18 protein-coding genes are annotated in these 18942 nt (G+C 63.3%); 10 read left to right on the top strand and 8 right to left on the bottom strand.

Features of this window, described 5'->3' with window-relative positions; translation table 11 throughout:
- Positions 1-14 precede the first annotated feature (14 nt).
- Genes ABIE52_RS03940 through ABIE52_RS03930 form a run of 3 tightly spaced genes read right to left on the bottom strand, consistent with a single transcriptional unit; the run spans position 15 to position 3726 of the window.
- A complete protein-coding gene (locus ABIE52_RS03940) occupies positions 15-1478 on the bottom strand; it encodes a vWA domain-containing protein (RefSeq protein ID WP_007731020.1) in 1464 nt (487 codons plus the stop codon).
- Between the two features lie 8 nt (positions 1479-1486).
- The gene (locus ABIE52_RS03935) at positions 1487-2398 is read right to left on the bottom strand and encodes an AAA family ATPase (protein ID WP_003944506.1); all 912 of its coding nucleotides are present in this window, start codon (positions 2396-2398) and stop codon (positions 1487-1489) included.
- Positions 2399-2439: 41 nt separating this feature from the next.
- Positions 2440-3726, bottom strand: a complete 1287-nt coding sequence (locus ABIE52_RS03930) for a glutamate-5-semialdehyde dehydrogenase (RefSeq protein WP_192712956.1) — start codon at positions 3724-3726, stop codon at positions 2440-2442.
- A gap of 241 nt (positions 3727-3967) precedes the next feature.
- On the opposite strand from ABIE52_RS03930, the gene ABIE52_RS03925 reads away from it, so the two are divergent.
- The 9 genes from ABIE52_RS03925 (at position 3968) to ABIE52_RS03885 (ending at position 13992) form a co-directional block, all read left to right on the top strand.
- The gene (locus tag ABIE52_RS03925; protein ID WP_070161359.1) at positions 3968-5071 is read left to right on the top strand and encodes an NADH:flavin oxidoreductase/NADH oxidase; all 1104 of its coding nucleotides are present in this window, start codon (positions 3968-3970) and stop codon (positions 5069-5071) included.
- Between the two features lie 243 nt (positions 5072-5314).
- The gene (locus tag ABIE52_RS03920) at positions 5315-6757 is read left to right on the top strand and encodes an MFS transporter (RefSeq protein ID WP_003944479.1); all 1443 of its coding nucleotides are present in this window, start codon (positions 5315-5317) and stop codon (positions 6755-6757) included.
- A complete protein-coding gene (locus ABIE52_RS03915) occupies positions 6754-7635 on the top strand; it encodes a ribokinase (RefSeq protein WP_030536629.1) in 882 nt (293 codons plus the stop codon). The genes ABIE52_RS03920 and ABIE52_RS03915 overlap by 4 nt, the downstream gene beginning before the upstream one ends.
- Positions 7636-7688: 53 nt before the next feature.
- Positions 7689-8510 carry a MerR family transcriptional regulator gene (locus tag ABIE52_RS03910; RefSeq protein ID WP_007731010.1) on the top strand — a complete coding sequence of 274 codons (822 nt, stop codon included), beginning with the start codon at positions 7689-7691 and terminating at the stop codon, positions 8508-8510.
- Between the two features lie 39 nt (positions 8511-8549).
- Positions 8550-10649, top strand: a complete 2100-nt coding sequence (locus ABIE52_RS03905) for a RecQ family ATP-dependent DNA helicase (RefSeq protein WP_192712955.1) — start codon at positions 8550-8552, stop codon at positions 10647-10649.
- Between the two features lie 160 nt (positions 10650-10809).
- Positions 10810-11325 carry a diaminobutyrate acetyltransferase gene (ectA, locus tag ABIE52_RS03900; protein ID WP_003944572.1) on the top strand — a complete coding sequence of 172 codons (516 nt, stop codon included), beginning with the start codon at positions 10810-10812 and terminating at the stop codon, positions 11323-11325.
- 48 nt (positions 11326-11373) lie between these two features.
- Positions 11374-12636, top strand: coding sequence for a diaminobutyrate--2-oxoglutarate transaminase (gene ectB / locus ABIE52_RS03895; RefSeq protein WP_007731008.1), 1263 nt, complete (start codon positions 11374-11376; stop codon positions 12634-12636).
- Between the two features lie 15 nt (positions 12637-12651).
- Entirely contained in the window at positions 12652-13050 is a 399-nt protein-coding gene (locus ABIE52_RS03890) for an ectoine synthase (protein ID WP_003944463.1), read from the top strand.
- 9 nt (positions 13051-13059) lie between these two features.
- Positions 13060-13992 (top strand): D-isomer specific 2-hydroxyacid dehydrogenase family protein, encoded by a 933-nt coding sequence (locus ABIE52_RS03885; RefSeq protein ID WP_007731007.1) that lies wholly within the window; start codon positions 13060-13062, stop codon positions 13990-13992.
- A gap of 44 nt (positions 13993-14036) precedes the next feature.
- On the opposite strand, the gene ABIE52_RS03880 is transcribed toward ABIE52_RS03885, so the two are convergent.
- Positions 14037-14558 carry a VOC family protein gene (locus ABIE52_RS03880; RefSeq protein WP_192712954.1) on the bottom strand — a complete coding sequence of 174 codons (522 nt, stop codon included), beginning with the start codon at positions 14556-14558 and terminating at the stop codon, positions 14037-14039.
- 50 nt (positions 14559-14608) lie between these two features.
- On the opposite strand from ABIE52_RS03880, the gene ABIE52_RS03875 reads away from it, so the two are divergent.
- Complete coding sequence (locus ABIE52_RS03875; protein WP_042450219.1) at positions 14609-15466, top strand: NAD-dependent protein deacetylase; 858 nt, start codon at positions 14609-14611, stop codon at positions 15464-15466.
- On the opposite strand, the gene proB is transcribed toward ABIE52_RS03875, so the two are convergent.
- The 4 genes from proB to rplU all read right to left on the bottom strand — a co-directional run bounded on the left by proB (position 15439) and on the right by rplU (position 18893).
- The gene (gene proB, locus ABIE52_RS03870; protein ID WP_003944552.1) at positions 15439-16542 is read right to left on the bottom strand and encodes a glutamate 5-kinase; all 1104 of its coding nucleotides are present in this window, start codon (positions 16540-16542) and stop codon (positions 15439-15441) included. The genes ABIE52_RS03875 and proB overlap by 28 nt on opposite strands.
- Before the next feature lie 44 nt (positions 16543-16586).
- Positions 16587-18038, bottom strand: a complete 1452-nt coding sequence (obgE, locus tag ABIE52_RS03865; protein WP_003944579.1) for a GTPase ObgE — start codon at positions 18036-18038, stop codon at positions 16587-16589.
- A 231-nt stretch (positions 18039-18269) separates the two neighbouring features.
- On the bottom strand, positions 18270-18539 hold the full coding sequence (gene rpmA / locus ABIE52_RS03860) for a 50S ribosomal protein L27 (RefSeq protein WP_003944532.1): 270 nt from the start codon (positions 18537-18539) through the stop codon (positions 18270-18272).
- A 42-nt stretch (positions 18540-18581) separates the two neighbouring features.
- The gene (gene rplU, locus ABIE52_RS03855; protein ID WP_003944533.1) at positions 18582-18893 is read right to left on the bottom strand and encodes a 50S ribosomal protein L21; all 312 of its coding nucleotides are present in this window, start codon (positions 18891-18893) and stop codon (positions 18582-18584) included.
- Between the last annotated feature and the right edge of the window lie 49 nt (positions 18894-18942).

Below are 18942 nucleotides of genomic sequence, written 5' to 3'. Positions count from 1 at the left end.
GTCGAGCTTACGGGTCAGACCGGCAGCAGACGGGACACGACGTCGGCAAGCTGCTGGGCCGAGCGGCACTCGTGCATGCTGATGACCTCGTTGTAGACCTTCGCCGCGGAGTCACCCGTTCCCCATTGCCCCTTCGGCTCGGGGTTGAGCCAGTGCGCGTGCTTGGCTACTGCCACCATCTGCGACAGCGACTGAAGGTTGGGATCGCGGTAGTTGTTGCGACCGTCGCCGAGTACCAGTAGCGACGTGCGACTGGTGATCGACTGCGCGAACTTCTCCTGGAACACTCCGAAGGCGTGTCCGTAGTCTGAGTGGCCGTCGTAGGTGATCAGTTCGGCCTCACGCACCATCCGTGACATCGCTGATCCGAGGTCTGCGTTCGAGTCGAAGAACCGCGTGACCTCGTCGGTCGTGTCGATGAACGCGAACACCCGCACGCGCGAGAACTGCTCACGCAAAGCGTTCACGAGCAGCAGAGTGAAATGGCTGAACCCCGCCACCGAGCCGGATACGTCACACATCACCACAAGTTCGGGCCGCGCCCGCTTCGGCTTGCGCTGCACCAGATCGATCGGCACTCCGCCCGTCGACATGGACTTGCGCAACGTACGACGTAGGTCGATCGAACCCGCGCGAGAGCGGCTGCGACGCACGGCGAGACGACTGGCCAACAAGCGAGCCAGGGGTGCGACGTTCTTCTTCAGCGTGGTGAGTTCGGCATCGGACGCTCGCAAGAAGTCGACTTCCTCGGCGAGTTTCGGAACGCCGTACGTGGCGACCCGCTCCTTGCCCAAATTCTCGGCTGTGCGTCGACGCGTTTCCTTCTCGACCATCTTGCGGAAGTCCGCGATGCGCTGCGCTGCCGTGCGCTTGGCGACCTCGGACTGATAGTCGGAGTTGTCCTTGCCCTCTGACCCGGAACCCTCCTGGTTGCCGAGCAGGCCCTGCAGGATCTTGTTGAGCAACGTCTCCGGGGCGACGTCACGCAGCGCCTGATAGGCGGAGAACGACGGGCCGTTACTCGACTGGTACTGCCCGAGTTCCTCGACCATCGCGGCGGTCAGGAGTTCGGTCATCTCCATCGCCTCGTCACTGCCGTCTGTCAGCAGTTCGGCAATGAGCTCACGCAAGGCCTGCAGGTCGATCGAGCCGTCTGGCTTGCGCGGCAGTGTGACGTCGACGTCGCCGACCGCACGGTCACCGATCGCCTTGGGGAACCACAGGTCGAAGACGGCGTCGAACGTCGCCCGGTGGGTCGGCCTGCGCAGGAGCGAGCATGCCAGCCCTTCACGAAGCGCTTCACGATCGAGCAGGTCGAGAACAGACATGACCTGACCGGCGTCGACTGTCTCGGACGGGCCGACCATGATTCCGCGTCGTCGCAAAGCCTCGACAAAATCGACGAGGTGACCGGGAATCCCGTGCGGCGCTGCCAGGCCGCCAGGTGAGAGCGGCGACGTCGATGCTGCGGGAGCCATGTCAGACCTCAGTTCAGCCGAAGTTCAGCGGCGGCACGCACCTGGTCCGACTGGTGCTTGAGGATCACGCCGAGCGTGGCGCGAACGGCATCGTCGTCGAGAGTGTCCATGCCCAGAGCAAGAAGGGTGCGTCCCCAGTCGATGGTCTCGGATACCGAAGGGACCTTCTTGAGCTGCATTCCGCGAAGAACACGAATGGTGTTGACCAGCTGCTCGGCAATCGCTTCAGGAAGCTCCGGCACACGGCTTGCGAGGATGCGACGCTCGAGGTCGGCGTCCGGGAAGTCGAGATGCAGGAAGAGGCAACGACGCTTCAGAGCCTCCGAGAGTTCGCGAGTGGCATTCGAGGTCAACACCGTGAACGGCTTGCGGGTGGCGGTAATGGTTCCGAGCTCGGGGATCGTGACCGCGAAGTCGCTGAGCACTTCGAGGAGCAAACCTTCGATCTCGACGTCTGCCTTGTCCGTCTCGTCGATCAACAGCACCGTCGGGTCCTCGCGGCGAATGGCCTTGAGCAGTGGACGTGCGAGCAGGAACTCCTCCGAGAAGACATCCGCCTTCGTCGAATCCCAGCTGTGGTCGACCGCGACATCACCCCTCGCTCCGCTCGCCCCGCCCGACTGAATCCGAAGAATCTGCTTCGCGTGGTTCCACTCGTAGAGTGCACGAGCCTCGTCGACGCCCTCGTAGCACTGCAGACGCACCAGTTCTGCGCCCGTGGTCTGGGCGACTGCGCGGGCGAGTTCCGTCTTTCCGACACCGGCCGGGCCCTCGATGAGCAGCGGCTTGCCCAGACGATCGGCCAGGAAGACTGCCGTCGCGGTGGCCTTGTCGGACAGATAGCCGGTTTCGGCCAGCCGTTCGATCACGTCGTCGACGGTCGAGAAGAACGGCGTCGTGTCGGGAAGTGCTCGGTCCACGGTTAACTCCTTGAGAGGTGGGGCAAGTCTGGTGAACTTTTTCAGGCGGGTCGGGTGTGCCCGTCGCCCCAGACGATCCACTTGGTGGACGTCAGTTCCGGTAGCCCCATGGGGCCACGCGCATGCAGTTTCTGGGTGGAGATGCCGATCTCGGCGCCGAACCCGAACTGCTCACCGTCGGTGAAGGCAGTCGACGCATTGACCATCACTGCCGCAGCGTCGACTCGAGCGGTGAACTCGCGGGCAGCCGAGAGATCGGACGTCACGATGGCTTCGGTGTGGCCGGTCCCGTACTGGTCGATGTGCTCGACGGCAGCGTCCAAGTCCTTGACGACCTTGAGGGCGACGTCGAGGGTGAGGTATTCCTTCGACCAGTCGTCCTCGGTCGCGGGAACCAGTCCCGGCAGATCACCGTGCACGACGACGTCGTGCATCTGGAGCGCTTGGAGCAGCTTCGGCACGGCCGTCTCGGCAATAGCGGCGTCGACCAGCACCGTCTCTGCCGTGTTGCACACACTGGGCCGACGGGTTTTGGAGTTGAGAAGAATCTTCTCGGCCATCAGTAGATCGGCGGCCGAGTGAACATAGACGTGGCAATTACCGACACCGGTCTCGATGGTGGGCACGGTGGCATCACGCACGACGGCGCTGATGAGGCCGGCGCCACCGCGCGGGATGACGACGTCGACGAGGCCACGGGCCTGAATCAAATGAGTGACCGTGGAGCGATCCGCACTCGGCAGAAGTTGAACGGAATCCTCGGGCAGTCCCTGATCAACCAACGACGCACGCAGAGCCGCCACCAACGCTTCGTTGGACTTGACCGCCGAGGACGAACCACGAAGCAGCGCAGCATTTCCCGACTTGAGAGTCAGCCCGAAGGCATCGACGGTCACGTTAGGACGAGCCTCGTACACCATACCGACGACACCGAGCGGAACGCGCTGCTGACGTAGTTCCAAACCGTTCGGCAGAGTGGATCCACGAAGCACTTCACCGATCGGATCGGGTAGTCCGGCAACCTGACGCAAACCCGACGCGATGCCCTCGATCCGGTCAGCGGTCAGACGAAGACGGTCGAGCAGCGATTCCTCGGTGCCGCCCGCCTTCGCGGTGTCGATATCGAGAGCGTTGGCCGCGAGAATCCGATCACTTGCCGCGAGTACCGCGTCGGCTGCGGCGTGGAGCGCAGCATCCTTCTGCGCCGTGGTCAGCAGAGCCAGGACACGCGAAGCCTTACGGGCTCGGCGTGCGGCGTCGTGCACGACGGACTTGGTGTCGGACGCGTCCGAGTCGACGGTTTCTGCGTTGGAAGTCACAGCGGTCATGAATACACATTAACCACCCACCGTGACGGCCTGCTCGGCGGAACGAGGCTGTGACCACCCGGGACCATTCCGGCGGACCGCCTGCGAACATTTAGGCGGACCGCCTGCGAACATTTAGGCGGACCGCCTGCGAACATTTCGGCGGACCGCCTGCGAACATTTCGGCGGACCGCCGGGGAACAATTCCGGCGCGCGACACTGTTGCACCCACCGACCTTCTTCTTCGAGTCAGGAGCCATCCGTGAGTGTGTTGTTCGAGCCTTTGACCCTGCGCGGCGTCACCATCCCGAACCGCGTCTGGATGGCACCGATGTGCCAGTACTCCGCTGACGTCATCGGCGACCAGGTCGGAGTGCCCAACGAGTGGCATCGCACGCATCTGGTGAGCCGTGCAATCGGCGGCACCGGCCTGATTCTCACCGAGGCGACGGCCGTCAATCCCGAAGGCCGCATATCGGCAGCTGATCTGGGGATCTGGAACGACACGCAGGCGCAAGCCTTCGCCGAGATCAACGCGCAACTCGCGTACTTCGGCGCAGTGCCCGGAATTCAGCTGGCGCACGCCGGACGCAAAGCGTCGACGCAGGTTCCGTGGCGCGGCGGCAAGAGTCTGCCCGCCGACGACCGACTCTCGTGGCAGACGGTGGCCCCGAGCGCGGTTCCGTTCGGTCACCTTGCCGATCCGGTCGAGCTCACCACGGAAGGCATCGAGAAGGTCGTCGCGGACTTCGCAGCGGCGGCTACCCGCGCATTGAAGGCCGAATTCAAGGTCGTGGAAATTCACGCGGCCCACGGATACCTGATCCATCAGTTCCTCTCCCCCGAGAGCAACAAGCGAACGGACCGCTACGGAGGCAGCTTCGAGAACCGCATTCGATTGCTCCTCGAAATCCTGAGCGCAGTCCGCGAGGTGTGGCCGGCCGAGCTACCGCTCTTCGTCCGGGTCTCGGCGACCGATTGGCTCACGGAAGAACGTGGGCTCGACGTCGACAGCTGGACCGCGGATCAGACCGTTGCCCTCGCCAACATCCTCTCCGACTACGGCGTCGATCTCGTCGACGTGTCCACCGGCGGTAATTCACCGGCAGCCAAGATTCCGGTGGAGCCGGGATACCAGGTTCCGTTCGCCCGTCGCCTGCAGAACGAGAGCCTGCTACCGGCCGCCGCCGTCGGCCTCATCACCGAACCCGAGCAGGCCGAGAAGATCGTCGAAGACGGAAGCGCAGTGGCGGTGCTCCTCGGCCGCGAACTGTTGCGTGATCCCTACTGGGCGCGCCGGGCGGCCCGTGAACTGAACGCCGAGGTAGGACCGCATATCCCGTCGCAGTACGCCCGCGCCTTCTAGCCCGAAAATCGGCTCCCGCGCACAACTTTGATAGCGTAAGCGTCTTACTTGCCGGTAGTCCGGAGCCCTGTGGGCTCCGGACACTGCCGCGGGCCAGAGCCGTGCGACGGGGGTCGCAACGAGCCACAGGGCACGCGGACGCTCGATTTCCCGACCGGCTCATCGGCGAGTGGGCAACGAAAAGATGCGTGCATCAGGTACGTGCCCCGCTCGGTTCGATGATTGCGCTGGGGAGCGCATGTCATGACTACACCAGAGAACTCGATCAGCGCTCTCGAAGTGGCCGAATCACCCGATGTCTGCGTCACCGACAATGCGTCCGTCAAGCGCGCTGTCAAGGCAACGATGCTCGGAAATGCCATGGAGTGGTTCGATTTCGGCGTTTACGCATATCTAGCTACCACCATAGGAAAAGTGTTCTTCCCGGACGCGAGCGGCAGCGCTCAACTCCTCTCTACCTTTGCAATTTTTGCGGCAGCCTTCATCGTCCGCCCACTCGGCGGATTGTTCTTCGGTCCACTCGGTGACCGCATCGGACGCAAGAAAGTCCTGGCCACCACCATCATTCTGATGGCGGGCAGCACCTTCGCCATCGGCCTCATCCCGAGCTACGAATCCATCGGTATCGCCGCCCCGATCCTGCTGGTACTCCTACGCCTACTGCAGGGCTTTTCCACCGGCGGCGAATACGGCGGAGCCAGTACGTTCGTCGCCGAATACGCACCGGACAAGCGCCGGGGTTTCTTCGCCAGCTTCCTCGAATTCGGGACTCTGGCAGGATATGTGGCGGCAGCGGGCATCGTGACGATCATCCAGACCGTCGTCAGTGCCGAGGACCTCCTCCAGTGGGGCTGGCGCATCCCCTTCCTCATCGCCGGACCTCTGGGTCTCATCGGCCTGTACCTCCGTCTGCGTTTGGAGGAAACTCCCGCATTCCAGATGATGGAGCAGGCCGAAGAGCGCTCCCTCGCAGATGAATCCACAGGCAAGAAACTACGCGAAACTCTCGTCGACAACTGGCGTCCGCTTGTTCTGTGCATCGTCCTGGTGGCCACGTACAACATCGCTCACTACGGCCTGCTCAGCTACATGCCGACGTATCTGACCAACACGTTGGGTTACGACGAATCCCACGGACTCGTTCTGATGATCATCGTCATGATCGTGATGATGATGGGAATCAGCTACGTCGGAAAGTTCTCGGACCGCGTCGGGCGTAAACCCTTGCTGCTCAGCGGTTTCATCGGATTCTTCGTCCTGTCCCTGCCTGCCTACCTGCTGATCGGCGTCGGCAACTACGTGACGGTCTTCCTGGGACTCGCAATTCTCGGCGGCTTGCTCCTGCTGTTCGTCGGAGTGTTCCCGTCCGTGCTTCCCGCACTGTTTCCGACCGGAATCAGGTACGGCGGCTTGGCAATCGGATACAACCTCGCGGTCTCCATCTTCGGCGGGACCACTCCCCTGGTGCTCACCGCCCTCGAAAGTGCAACGGGCAGCAACTTGGTCGCACCGATGTACATGATGATCGCCGCCGTGATCGGCGGTATCGCAGTCCTGATGATCCCCGAGACCGCACGCAAGCCACTCGACGGCTCTCCGCCCTCTGTCGCCACCGACGAGGAAGCACGTCGGATCATCCGCAAGGTTCGTCGAAAGAGAATGAAGGCCGATAACCTCGAGGTATGAGCACGCCTCGAATCGTCGTCGTCGGCAGTATCAACATGGATCTGACCACGTCAGTGTCCAGATTCCCCGCTCCGGGAGAAACGCTACTCGGCACTGCCTTTGCCACCGCGGCGGGAGGCAAAGGCAGCAACCAGGCCATCGCCGCCGCGAAAGCCGGTGGGGACGTGTCGTTCGTCGGCGCGGTCGGCGACGACGGTTTCGGCACCCAATTGCGCGAGACCCTGCAAGACGCCGGGGTCGACACCGCGTTGCTTCGTAGTGTCGACGGCCCGAGCGGCGTTGCCGCCATCACCGTGAGCGAGGACGCGGAGAACAACATCATCGTCGTCCCGGGCGCCAATTCCTCGGTCACCTCGTTGTCCGAAGTAGACCTCGACGCGATCGCACACGCCGACGTTCTCCTGTGCCAACTCGAAATACCCCTCGACACGGTCACCACAGCGGCCCGGCACGCGCGTGCCAACGGAACAACTGTCATCCTCAATCCTTCACCGGTACAAGACCTTCCGGGCGCCCTGATCGAGTCTGTCGACATCCTGATCGTCAACCAGACCGAGTCGGAGCAGTTGGCCGCGGTCACCGGTCGCGTCCGATACCTCGTCACGACGCTCGGGGCCGGCGGCGCGGATCTCCGGTCGGGCGAGGAGACAATCCACGCCGACTCCCCGGCCGTGACACCCGTGGATACAACTGGCGCAGGCGATGCTTTCACCGGCGCCTTCGCCGTGGAGTGGGTGCAGGGCCAGGACCGCGCCCTGCAGTTCGCTGCCACGGCGGGAAGTCTGGCGACGACGGTCCGCGGCGCGTCGGTGTCGTCACCCACTCGCGCTGCGATCGAAAAAGTCCTGAACCGACAGCTTGACTCTGACACCGTGTGAGGTCGTAAACCTGTAGGTATCGGGTTTGTGAGAGAGAAACGGGGCGATCAAGGATGTTGAGCATCGGAGACTTCGCGAGAGCCGGTCGTGTGTCGGTGCGCATGCTCCGCCACTACGACGCCATCGGTCTGCTCAGACCCGCGAGGGTCGACGCATCCACCGGGTATCGCTCGTACACCGCGGGCCAGTTGGCGCTGCTCAACCGCATCGTCGCTCTCAAGGAGTTGGGCCTGACTCTGGCCCAGGTCCAGCAAGTGGTGGAGTCGGCGGTCACCGTCGACGAGATCCGCGGGATGCTCACGCTTCGCCGAGCAGAACTCGAAACCCGAATCCAGGAAGACACCGCGCGACTGGCGCATGTACAGGCGCGCCTACGGATCATCGAAAGTGAGGGACAGATGTCCGCATACGAGGTTGTGATCAAGTCAGTTCCGGCGCTGCGGGTCGCGGAGTTGACCGGTACCGCCAAGACGATGGATCCGTCGTCGATCGGCCCGGTGGTTCGCGGGTTGTACGAGCGCCTTTGTACCGGTCTGGATCGTGCCGGTATCGCCGCGATCGGACCCGCTGTCGCTTACTACGAGGATGCCGGTGACGACGAGAACGTCGTCGTCCATGCGGCGCTACCGGTAGACGCGAATCCCGATGGCGACTACGAGTTCGCTGTGGTAGACCTGCGGGCCGAAGAGCACGTGGCCTCGCTGCTGCACAAGGGTTCGATGGACAACTGCCTGCCCGCTTATCAGGCGTTGGCCCAATGGATCGACGCAGCGGGATACCGCAATGCCGGCCCCAGCCGTGAGGTGACGCTGGCGTGCCCGGAGGATGTCGACGGCTGGGTCACCGAACTGCAGGAACCTGTTGCCAAGGCCTGAAGCCCGCACGTGTCGGCAGGGTCGTGCACCATGGGGTCCATGACCACCGCCACTGCCCCAGCCATGCGCGACGAAGCCGAGCGGCTGCTCCGCGAACTCGCGGGGCCGGATGCCCGCCTACGCGAGGACCAGTGGACGGCCATCGAGGCGCTGGTGGTGCAGCGCAAACGCGCGCTCGTCGTACAGCGGACCGGCTGGGGCAAATCTGCGGTCTACTTCATCTCGGCGAAGCTGCTCCGGGCAACGGGCCACGGCCCCACCGTCATCGTCTCTCCGTTGTTGGCCCTGATGCGAAACCAGGTCAGTTCTGCCGAACGTGCCGGAGTGCGCGCCGCAACCATCAATTCGGGCAACGTCACCGAATGGGACGACATCCATGCCCGCGTCGCAGCCAATGATCTCGACGTCCTTCTGGTCAGCCCCGAGCGCCTGAACAACCCTGACTTCCGCGATCAGGTGCTCCCGGCCCTGGCAGCTGATGCCGGCCTGGTCGTAGTCGACGAGGCTCACTGCGTTTCCGACTGGGGCCACGACTTCCGTCCCGACTACCGCCGCATCAGGACCTTGATCGCCGAACTCGGCGAGGGCATTCCCGTCCTCGCAACCACGGCGACGGCCAACAACCGCGTCGTCGAGGACGTGTCCGCCCAACTCGGCGTCGGCGGTGAGGAAACCCTCGTCCTTCGCGGCGGGCTCGAACGCGAGTCGCTTCACCTCTCTGTAGTCCACATTCCGGAGGCGACGGCGCGCGCTGCCTGGCTTGCCGACATGCTCGAGACGCTGCCGGGTTCGGGCATCATCTACACGCTGACGGTTTCGGCCGCGCGCGACCTCGCAAGCCTGCTCTCCGAGCGCGGCCATACCGTCGCCGCCTACACGGGCCAGACCGATCCCACTGAACGTGAATCTCTCGAGCAGGACTTGTTGGGTAATCGCGTCAAGGCTCTGGTGGCCACCTCGGCACTCGGGATGGGCTTCGACAAGCCTGATCTCGGGTTCGTCGTCCACCTCGGCGCACCGTCGTCGCCGATCTCGTACTACCAGCAGGTGGGCCGCGCCGGTCGTTCCACCGACAGGGCAGACGTGATCCTCCTGCCTGGCGCCGAGGACAAGCAGATCTGGAGTTACTTCGCCTCGGTCGCCTTCCCCCGCGAGCACCTGGTCCGCAGCGTCATCGAACACCTCGACACCGAAAAGGCCACGTCGACACCGGCACTCGAACCTCTGGTGGAGCTCAATCGCACGCGTCTCGAGATGGTCCTCAAAGTCCTCGACGTCGACGGCGCGGTCAAACGCGTCAAGGGCGGGTGGATCAGCACCGGCGAAACCTGGGTGTACGACGCCGAGCGCTACGGCCGACTCGACGACGCCCGCCAGGCCGAGCAGGCCGCAATGGTCGAGTACCAGAGCATCACGACGTGTCGAATGACCTTCCTGCGTGAACAACTCGACGATCCTGGTCTGACCTCGGAGAACTCACAGTGCGGTCGCTGTGACAACTGCACAGGCAATCGCTACGACACCACTGTCGACACCGCCGCCCTCGACGAGACTCGGGCGCGCTTGCAGCGCCCCGGATTCGACCTGGAGCCGCGCAAGATGTGGCCGACCGGCCTGAGCAAGCTGGGCGTCAAGCTGTCCGGGAAGATCACCGAGGGGCCCGAAACCGGGCGCATTCTCGGACGGATGTCGGACCTGGGCTGGGGTCAACGTCTCCGCGCGCTTTTCGACGGTCCCGACGCCGAGGTACCCGATGCGGTGGTCAGCGCGTGTATCAGCGTTCTGGCCGCCTGGAATTGGGCCGAGCGACCCACCGGTGTCATGGCCCTCGAATCCACGACGCATCCTTTGTTGGTGTCGAGCCTGGCTGCCAAGTTGGCCGAGGTCGGGCGATTGACCGACCTGGGCACCCTTCGCTTGCGACCCGACCACCCTCCGGTGTCGGCAGCGAACTCCGCCTACCGCGTGTCCGGACTGGTCGATGTTTGGGAAGTCCCGGACATGAGCATCCACCAGGGACCGATACTTCTTGTCGACGCAATCGCCGATACCGGTTGGACTTTCACGATGGCCGCGCGCGCACTTCGACAGGCTGGTGCTCACTCTGTACTTCCGTTGGCGCTCGCAAGCCCGAAATAGCGAGTTTTTGCCCGAAATAGTCGCTCCGACAACGGCAAAAGTTACATAATGTGAGCACCATCACATTCATGTCCTCACCTGGGGCGCAACGGGTTCCACACGGCCCGAAACGGACATCTGCATGACTTCGACAGCAATGATTGTTACGTTCAGATGACCGATGAAGCCTGTTGATACGAGAGCTATCCCGACCACCGCGCCGGACGCGGTGTTGTTCAGAAGCCCACAGATCGATGACGGAGTCCGGCTCTGGGAGATCGCACGTGATTCGAAGGTGCTCGACCTCAATTCGAGTTATGCATACCTGTTGTGGTGCAGGGATTTCAGCGCGACGTCCATCGTCGCGGAGGTAGACGGCCGCGTAGTCGGATTCGTTTCCGGTTATACCCGTCCCAGCGCGCAGGAAACCCTGTTCGTGTGGCAAGTTGCGGTCGACGAAGACCAGCGCGGCAAGGCAATTGCTGCCCGCATGCTGTCCGATTTGATGGATCGCACTGCCCCACTGGGTGTTACACATCTGGAGACCACGATCAGCCCCGACAACGAGGCTTCGATCGCACTCTTCACCGCGCTCGCACGTCGGCGCGAAGTACCGATAACCAGGCAGACCTTGTTCTCGCCCAACGATTTTCCCGATGGACACGAAGCCGAAGATCTTTACACGATCGGCGCCTAGCGCACTTCGCGCTCGGCATACAGCATGCCCCGGAGGAACAAAGAAGATATGAATATCAACGAAGCAAGCATTTTTGAAACCCTCGAGTCCGAGGTTCGCAGCTACTGCCGTGACTGGCCCGCAGTGTTCACCAGCGCATCCGGATCCTGGATTCGTGACGAGAACGGACGCGACTACCTCGATTTCTTCGCCGGTGCCGGCGCCCTCAACTACGGCCACAACAACCCGGTGCTCAAATCCGCACTGGTCGACTACATCATGAGCGACGGCATCACGCACGGCCTCGACATGTCGACAGTCGCCAAACGCGAATTCCTCGAGACCTTTCAGCGCAACATCCTCGAGCCACGCGGCCTGGACTACAAGGTCCAGTTCCCCGGCCCGACCGGATCGAACACCGTCGAGGCTGCACTGAAGCTGGCCCGCAAGGTCACCGGACGTTCGGCAGTCATCAACTTCACCAACGCATTTCACGGAATGACACTTGGTGCACTCTCCGTGACCGGCAACTCGATGAAGCGCGCGGGCGCCGGTGTCCCCCTCGTGCACACGACACCGATGCCCTTCGACAACTACTTCGACGGCGTCACCGAGGACTTCCAGTGGTTCTCCCGCGTTCTCGATGATTCCGGCAGTGGAATCAACCGCCCCGCGGCAGTGATCGTCGAAACCGTGCAGGGTGAAGGTGGCGTCAATGTCGCCCGCCCCGAATGGCTTCGGGCGCTGGCAACACTGTGCTCGGATCGCGGAATCCTGTTGATCGTCGACGACGTCCAGATGGGTTGCGGCCGTACCGGCCCGTTCTTCTCCTTCGAAGAGGCCGGAATCGTTCCCGACATCGTCACGTTGTCCAAGTCGATCAGCGGCTACGGAATGCCGATGGCGCTCACGCTGTTCAAGCGTGAACTCGACGTCTGGGGACCGGGCGAGCACAACGGCACATTCCGCGGCAACAACCCGGCGTTCGTCACCTCCAAGGTGGCACTCGACCACTACTGGTCCGACGACGCCCTCACCAAGACGACGTTGAAGAAGGGCGCACGCATCAGCGAATGCTTCGCCAACCTCTCCGATCAGTTCCCCGGCGAGGTCTCGCACCGCGGGCGTGGCTTGGTTCAGGGCCTCGTCTTCGAACAGCCCGAGCGCGCCGGCAAGGTCTGCCAGTTGGCATTCGACGAGGGATTGCTCGCCGAGACCTCCGGACCCTCCGACCAGGTTGTGAAACTGCTTCCCGCACTGACGATTACCGACGACGAGCTCGAGCACGGCCTCTCCATTCTGGCCGAGGCGACACTCAAGGTCTGCAGCTAGAGGAAGGACTCTCCCATGATCGTTCGCACCACCACCGAGATCACCGACACCGACCGCGACATCACGAGTGAGGACGGAAACTGGCGCAGCAAGCGCATCGTCCTCGGCGGCGACCGCGTCGGGTTCTCGTTCCACGAGACCACCATCAAGGCGGGTTCGGTCAACGAGTTCCATTACGCCAACCACGTCGAGGCTGTCTGGCTCGTCGAGGGCACCGGCAAGCTGATCGACCTCGACAACAACAAGGAATACGATCTCGCACCGGGGTCGATGTACCTGCTCAACGGCCACGAGCGTCACCGCGTCGAGCCGGACACGCAGATGCGCATGCTGTGCGTGTTCAATCCGCCGGTCACCGGGCGTGAGGTGCACGACGAGAACGGTGTCTACCCACTGGTGGAGGTCCCCGCGTAGCGTCTAGTCATGGCGACTGACACCTCTCCACGCGTAGCGATCGGCCCCGTCCCCGATGCACTGCTCGACAGCGCGGTGCTTCGGGGCGGTGGTCTGATCAGTCCGATCGACACTGCGGACGCCCTGATCTGGGCGGGCTCACCCGAGACCTTTCCGTCGGAGTTACCGGCGTCGGTCAGGTGGGTGCAGCTTCCGTCGGCGGGAATCGAGGATTGGTTCGACTCCGGTGTGATTCCGAAGGACACAGAAATCACGTGGACCTCGGCGGCCGGTGCATTTTCGGCGTCGGTGGCCGAGCATGCACTCATGCTTCTCTTGGCCGGAGTTCGTCACTTGCCTGCACACATCGAGGCTCGAACGTGGCGTCAGTTCGAGTTCTTTCCCAAGATCGGCACCCTCCGTGGCTCGACGGTTGCGATCATCGGCGCAGGCGGTATCGGCCGCGCGCTGATTCCGATGCTGGCCGCGCAGGGGGCGGACAGCATCGCAGTCAATCGTTCCGGTAGCCCGGTCCCCGGGGCGATCTCCACGTACCCCGCATCCAGAATGGATGAAATCTATTCTCGCGCAGATCACTTCGTGATTGCTGCGCCCGCCACCCCGGCCACCCGTCACCTCGTGGGTCGTGCGCAGTTGGCGGCGATGCAACCCCATTCCTGGGTGATCAATGTCGCGCGAGGATCACTGGTCGACACCGACGCACTGGTCGAGGCCATCGAGTCGGAACAGATCGGCGGCGCCGGTCTCGACGTCACCGATCCCGAACCCCTCCCGGACGGTCACCCACTGTGGGATCTGACGAATGCGATCATCACACCCCACGATTCCAATCCGCCAGGCGTTCGCCCCGCCGCGTTCGCGGATCACGTCTCCAAGAACGTGACCCGCTTCGCGAAGGGTGAGGCGCTGGCTGCCCTCGTGGACCCCGTAGCCGGATACTGAGCACGCCGCCGAAGCTCGAATGCTCGGACGACGGTTGCCACAAATTACTGTGACGACTGCGTCTCCGGAAAGAAAAGCGCCCGCGCCCGGCGAGCGACCTCTTCGGCAGGTACATCCTCGACCTTCGTGCATACTGCCCACCTGTGGCCGAACGGATCGAGAAACACTCCATGCCGGTCGCCCGAAAATGTATCGGCCACAGCCGTGACCAGCATGCCTCCCTCGGCGACTGCCCGAGCGACAAACTCGTCCGTGTCCTCGGTGTAGACGACGATCGACGAATGCACCCAGCCGTCCTGCGGTGATTTGAGACCGAAGTCCGGCATCTCCCGCGAAAGCTGCAGCATCGAATCGCCGATCCGGATCTCCGCATGCATGAGGGAGCCGTCAGGTGCGTTCATCGCATCGACTATCTCAGCTCCAAGTGCTCGTTTGTAGTAGTCGAGTGCGGCATGGCCGTCCGGCACCGCAAGGTAGGGAGTGATCGTGCGGTAACCAGCAGGGATCGGGTTCACTGTGTTCATGTGTACGAGTATTGGCGATCGCACACGTGTTCTATTGAACATTTCGGACTTCCTCCGCGCCTCCGTCTCGCACACGCGCCTATCCTGGAACGGTGCCTACCGACAACAGCCGCCTCGACGCCCTCCCCGAGCTCCTGGCCGGCCGTCGCCTGGCAGTTCTGACGGGCGCCGGCATCTCCACCGACTCCGGAATCCCGGACTACCGCGGACCTGATTCACCCCCGCGCAATCCGATGACGTTCCAACAGTTCATCGGCGATCCGGCGTTTCGGCGGCACTACTGGGCGCGCAACCACATCGGCTGGCGATACATGGACAGCTCCCGCCCCAACCAGGGCCACCGGGCCGTCGCGGCACTGGAACGAACAGGGCGAGCCGTCGGCGTGATCACCCAGAACGTCGACCTCCTGCACACCAAGGCCGGCGCGCGAAACGTCATCGACCTCCACGGCACCTACGCGCAGGTTCGATGCCTGAGCTGCCAGCGGCTGATCTCCCGCACCACTCTCGCGGAGAGGCTGGAAGAAGCCAATCCCGGATTCGCCGAAACAGTCGCTGCTGCAACAGGAGTCGAAATCGCACCCGACGCAGATGCCGTGATCGAATCCACCGCACACTTTCGCGTCGTGGATTGCGCCGTGTGCGGTGGCTTACTCAAACCGGACATCGTCTACTTCGGCGAATCCGTCCCCAAGGAACGCGTCGCCCGTGCATACAGCCTTGTCGACCAATCCGACGCACTGTTGGTAGCCGGGTCGTCGTTGACCGTGATGTCCGGCCTACGTTTCGTCCGGCATGCCGCCAAGACCGGGAAGCCGATCGCCATCGTCAATCGAGGCACGACTCGCGGCGACGAATTCGCCGACCTCAAGCTCGAAGTCGGTTGCGCTGAAGCACTTTCCGCCCTCGTCGAGCACGAAAGCTACAGCGCCACCAAGTCGTCCGCGTGAACCACAGGACGCTGCATGTCGGCCGGTAGATCGGTGGTGGAGCGCCCCAGGATCTCCTCGATCTCCGCAGCGTCGAACGCAACGACACCCCGGGCGACGGGCTTCTCCCCCGGCCCCATCAGGGACACGACGTCGCCGGCGTGGAAGTCACCGGATACACCGACGATGCCAGCGGACAGAAGGCTTCGACGCTTGGACACGACCGCGCGGACGGCGCCTTCGTCGAGGTGGAGGTCACCCGATGTGTCAGCGGCGTGACGAACCCAGAATCGGCGGGCCGACAATCGCGTCGGCCGGGGCGCAAATGCCGTTCCGACATCGGCACCACTGAGTGCCTGCGCAGCATCCGATGCTGCCGCGAGCAGAACCGGCACGCCGGAATCAGCGGCCAGGCGTGCTGCTGAGAGCTTCGACGCCATGCCTCCGGTACCGAGGGCGCCACCCGAACCGGCAACCACACCGTCGAGATCCTCGGGACTGTTGACCTCGGGAATCAGTGTGGCATCGCCCTTTCGGGGATCCCCGTCGTACAGTCCGTCCACATCCGACAACAGGATCAACGCGTCGGCGCCGACCAGATGAGCAACCAGTGCAGCCAGCCGATCGTTGTCACCGAATCGAAGTTCGGTGGTGGCAACGGTGTCGTTCTCGTTCACGATCGCCACCGCGTGCAATGCCCGTAGACGATCGAGTGTCCGTTGGGCGTTGCGGTGCTGCGTCCGTCGAGCGATGTCGTCAGCCGTGAGTAGAACCTGCCCGACGGTACGGCCGTAACGGGCGAACGACGTACCCCAGGCGTGAGCCAGAGCCAACTGACCGACGCTGGCCGCAGCCTGCTTGGTCGCGAGATCGCGAGGCCGCTTGGTCAGTCCCAGCGGCGCCAGTCCGGCGCCGACGGCACCGGACGAGACGACGACGACATCGGAACCCGCACGCATGCGAGCCTCGATGGCGTCGGCCAACAGATCGAGTCGGTGAGTATCGAGTCCCGCCACCAGACTGGTGAGCGCAGACGACCCGATCTTCACGACGATACTGTGAGCCGACGCTATCGACTCCCTGGTGGACCCGAGCACAGTCCCGTTCCCTCTCTTCGGTTTTCGTCCTGAAATCGCGTGGGTCAGGCGTCTTCGTCGAGCAAGCCGCGGCGGACACGACGCGCGTGCTTGCGCTCGTCGGCGCCGATGCGCTCCACCTGATCGAGACGCGGGTCGGTTCCACGGCCCGTGCGGGTCAGATCGATACCGGCCGGCGTCATCGGCTCCCACTCGAAGCTGACGTCGCCGATGGTGACGGAAGCTCCTGGCTGAGCGCCCTTCTTGACCAATGCGTCCTCGACGCCCAATCGAGCAAGACGGTCGGCGAGGTAGCCAACGGCCTCGTCGTTGTCGAAGGCGGTCTGACGAATCCACCGCTCCGGGCGGGTGCCTCGGACGACGAACCCACCGGGAATATCGGGATCCTTCTCGATGGTGAAGCTGGAATCCTTGACCTTGACCGGGCGAATGACCTGGCGCTTCGGCTCGGGCTTCGGATGAGCTTCGCGGTAGTCGCGGACCATCTTCGCCAGCGCGAATGTCAACGGTCGCAATCCTTCTCGGCTCACCGCCGAGATGGTGAAGACCGGCCATCCGCGAGCTTCGATCTCAGGCGTGACCATTTCGGCCAATTCGGCGGCCTCGGGAACGTCGGTCTTGTTGAGGATGACGACGCGCGGGCGCTTGTCGAGGTCACCGAGTCCCGAATCGCCGGAGAGCGCGGGCGTGTACGCGGCCAGCTCTGCTTCCAAGGCGTCGATGTCGGAGATCGGGTCACGTCCCGGATCGAGGGTGGCGCAGTCGATCACGTGCGCCAATACGGCGCAGCGTTCGATGTGGCGCAGGAAGTCCAGGCCCAAACCGCGGCCTTCGCTTGCACCGGGGATCAGCCCGGGCACGTCGGCGACGGTGAAGGTGGTGTCACCGCTCGAGACGACGCCGAGGTTGGGGACCAGAGTGGTGAAGGGGTAGTCGGCGATCTTCGGCTTAGCCGCAGAGAGAACGGACACAAGCGAAGACTTACCGGCGGAGGGGAATCCGAGCAGACCGACGTCGGCTACCGACTTGAGTTCGAGAACCAGGTCACGCTCGACACCGTCCTCACCGAGGAGTGCGAAACCGGGAGCTTTGCGGGCTTTCGAGGCGAGTGCTGCGTTGCCGAGTCCGCCGCGGCCACCCTGAGCGGCGTCGAAGCGTGAACCGACTCCCACGAGGTCGGCAAGCACGTTGCCGTCGGTATCGAGAACCACAGTTCCATCCGGAACCTTGAGGATGAGGTCTTCACCGTTTGCACCCTCGCGGTTACTGCCGGCGCCCTGCTTGCCGTTGGTCGCCTTCGCGTTGGGATGGAAGTGAAAGTCGAGGAGGGTGTGGATGTTCTCGTCGACCACGAGGATGACGTCGCCACCGCGACCTCCGTTGGCACCGTCCGGACCGCCGAGCGGTTTGAACTTCTCGCGGTGTACGGAGGCGCAACCATTGCCGCCTTTTCCAGCGCTGACGTGCAGCACAACACGGTCAATGAATCGGGACATGACTGCCGGATCCTTCCTCAGTCAATTGCGGGTCTCACGCGATGAGCTGAACTTCTGGTGAGCAGGGTTGCTCGGGGCAAAACGGGTACTGCTCAAACAAACGATAGGGGCGGACCGGGTTATTTCAACCCTGGTCCGCCCCTATCGGGAGCTTGGAACGCGTCACTCTCTTACCGAAAGCAGAACCGGCTTACCGAAGTAGAACCGATGACGCACAACTAGCGAGAAAGACTAGACCTCAGCCGCAACGACGGCCGGAACGATGTTCACGGTCTTGCGTCCACGCTTCTGGCCGAACTCGACTGCGCCGGCAGCGAGAGCGAACAGGGTGTCGTCGCCGCCACGGCCGACGTTGACGCCGGGGTGGAAGTGCGTGCCGCGCTGGCGAACCAGGATTTCGCCTGCGCTGACCGACTGGCCGCCGAAGCGCTTCACGCCGAGGCGCTGGGCGTTTGAATCGCGACCGTTACGGGAGCTGGATGCACCCTTCTTATGTGCCATGCTATTGACCCTCCTCGGGTGAAATTAGCTAGAAAGAACTGGTTACTTGATGCCCGTGACCTTGAGCACCGTGATCGGCTGCCTGTGGCCCTGACGCTTGTGGTAACCGGTCTTGTTCTTGAACTTGTGGATGCGGATCTTCGGGCCCTTGGTGTGCTCGACGATCTCACTGGTGACTGCGACCTTGGCCAGCTTGGCCGCGTCGGTGGTCAGGTCAGATCCGTCGACCACGAGAACGGGAGCAAGCGAGACAGCAGTGCCGGGCTCACCCTCGATCTTCTCGACCTTGACGAGGTCACCAACAGCGACCTTGTACTGCTTTCCGCCGGTCTTGACGATCGCGTACGTTGCCATCGGAGGGCTACCCCTTGCTTCTTCGAACTTGCTCGCGCTGCTGCCTGAG

The sequence above is a fragment of the Rhodococcus sp. OAS809 genome, assembly GCF_040546695.1.
In the GTDB taxonomy this organism is placed as follows: domain Bacteria; phylum Actinomycetota; class Actinomycetes; order Mycobacteriales; family Mycobacteriaceae; genus Rhodococcus_F; species Rhodococcus_F qingshengii.
This window is presented reverse-complemented; position numbering and strand designations above follow the sequence as displayed.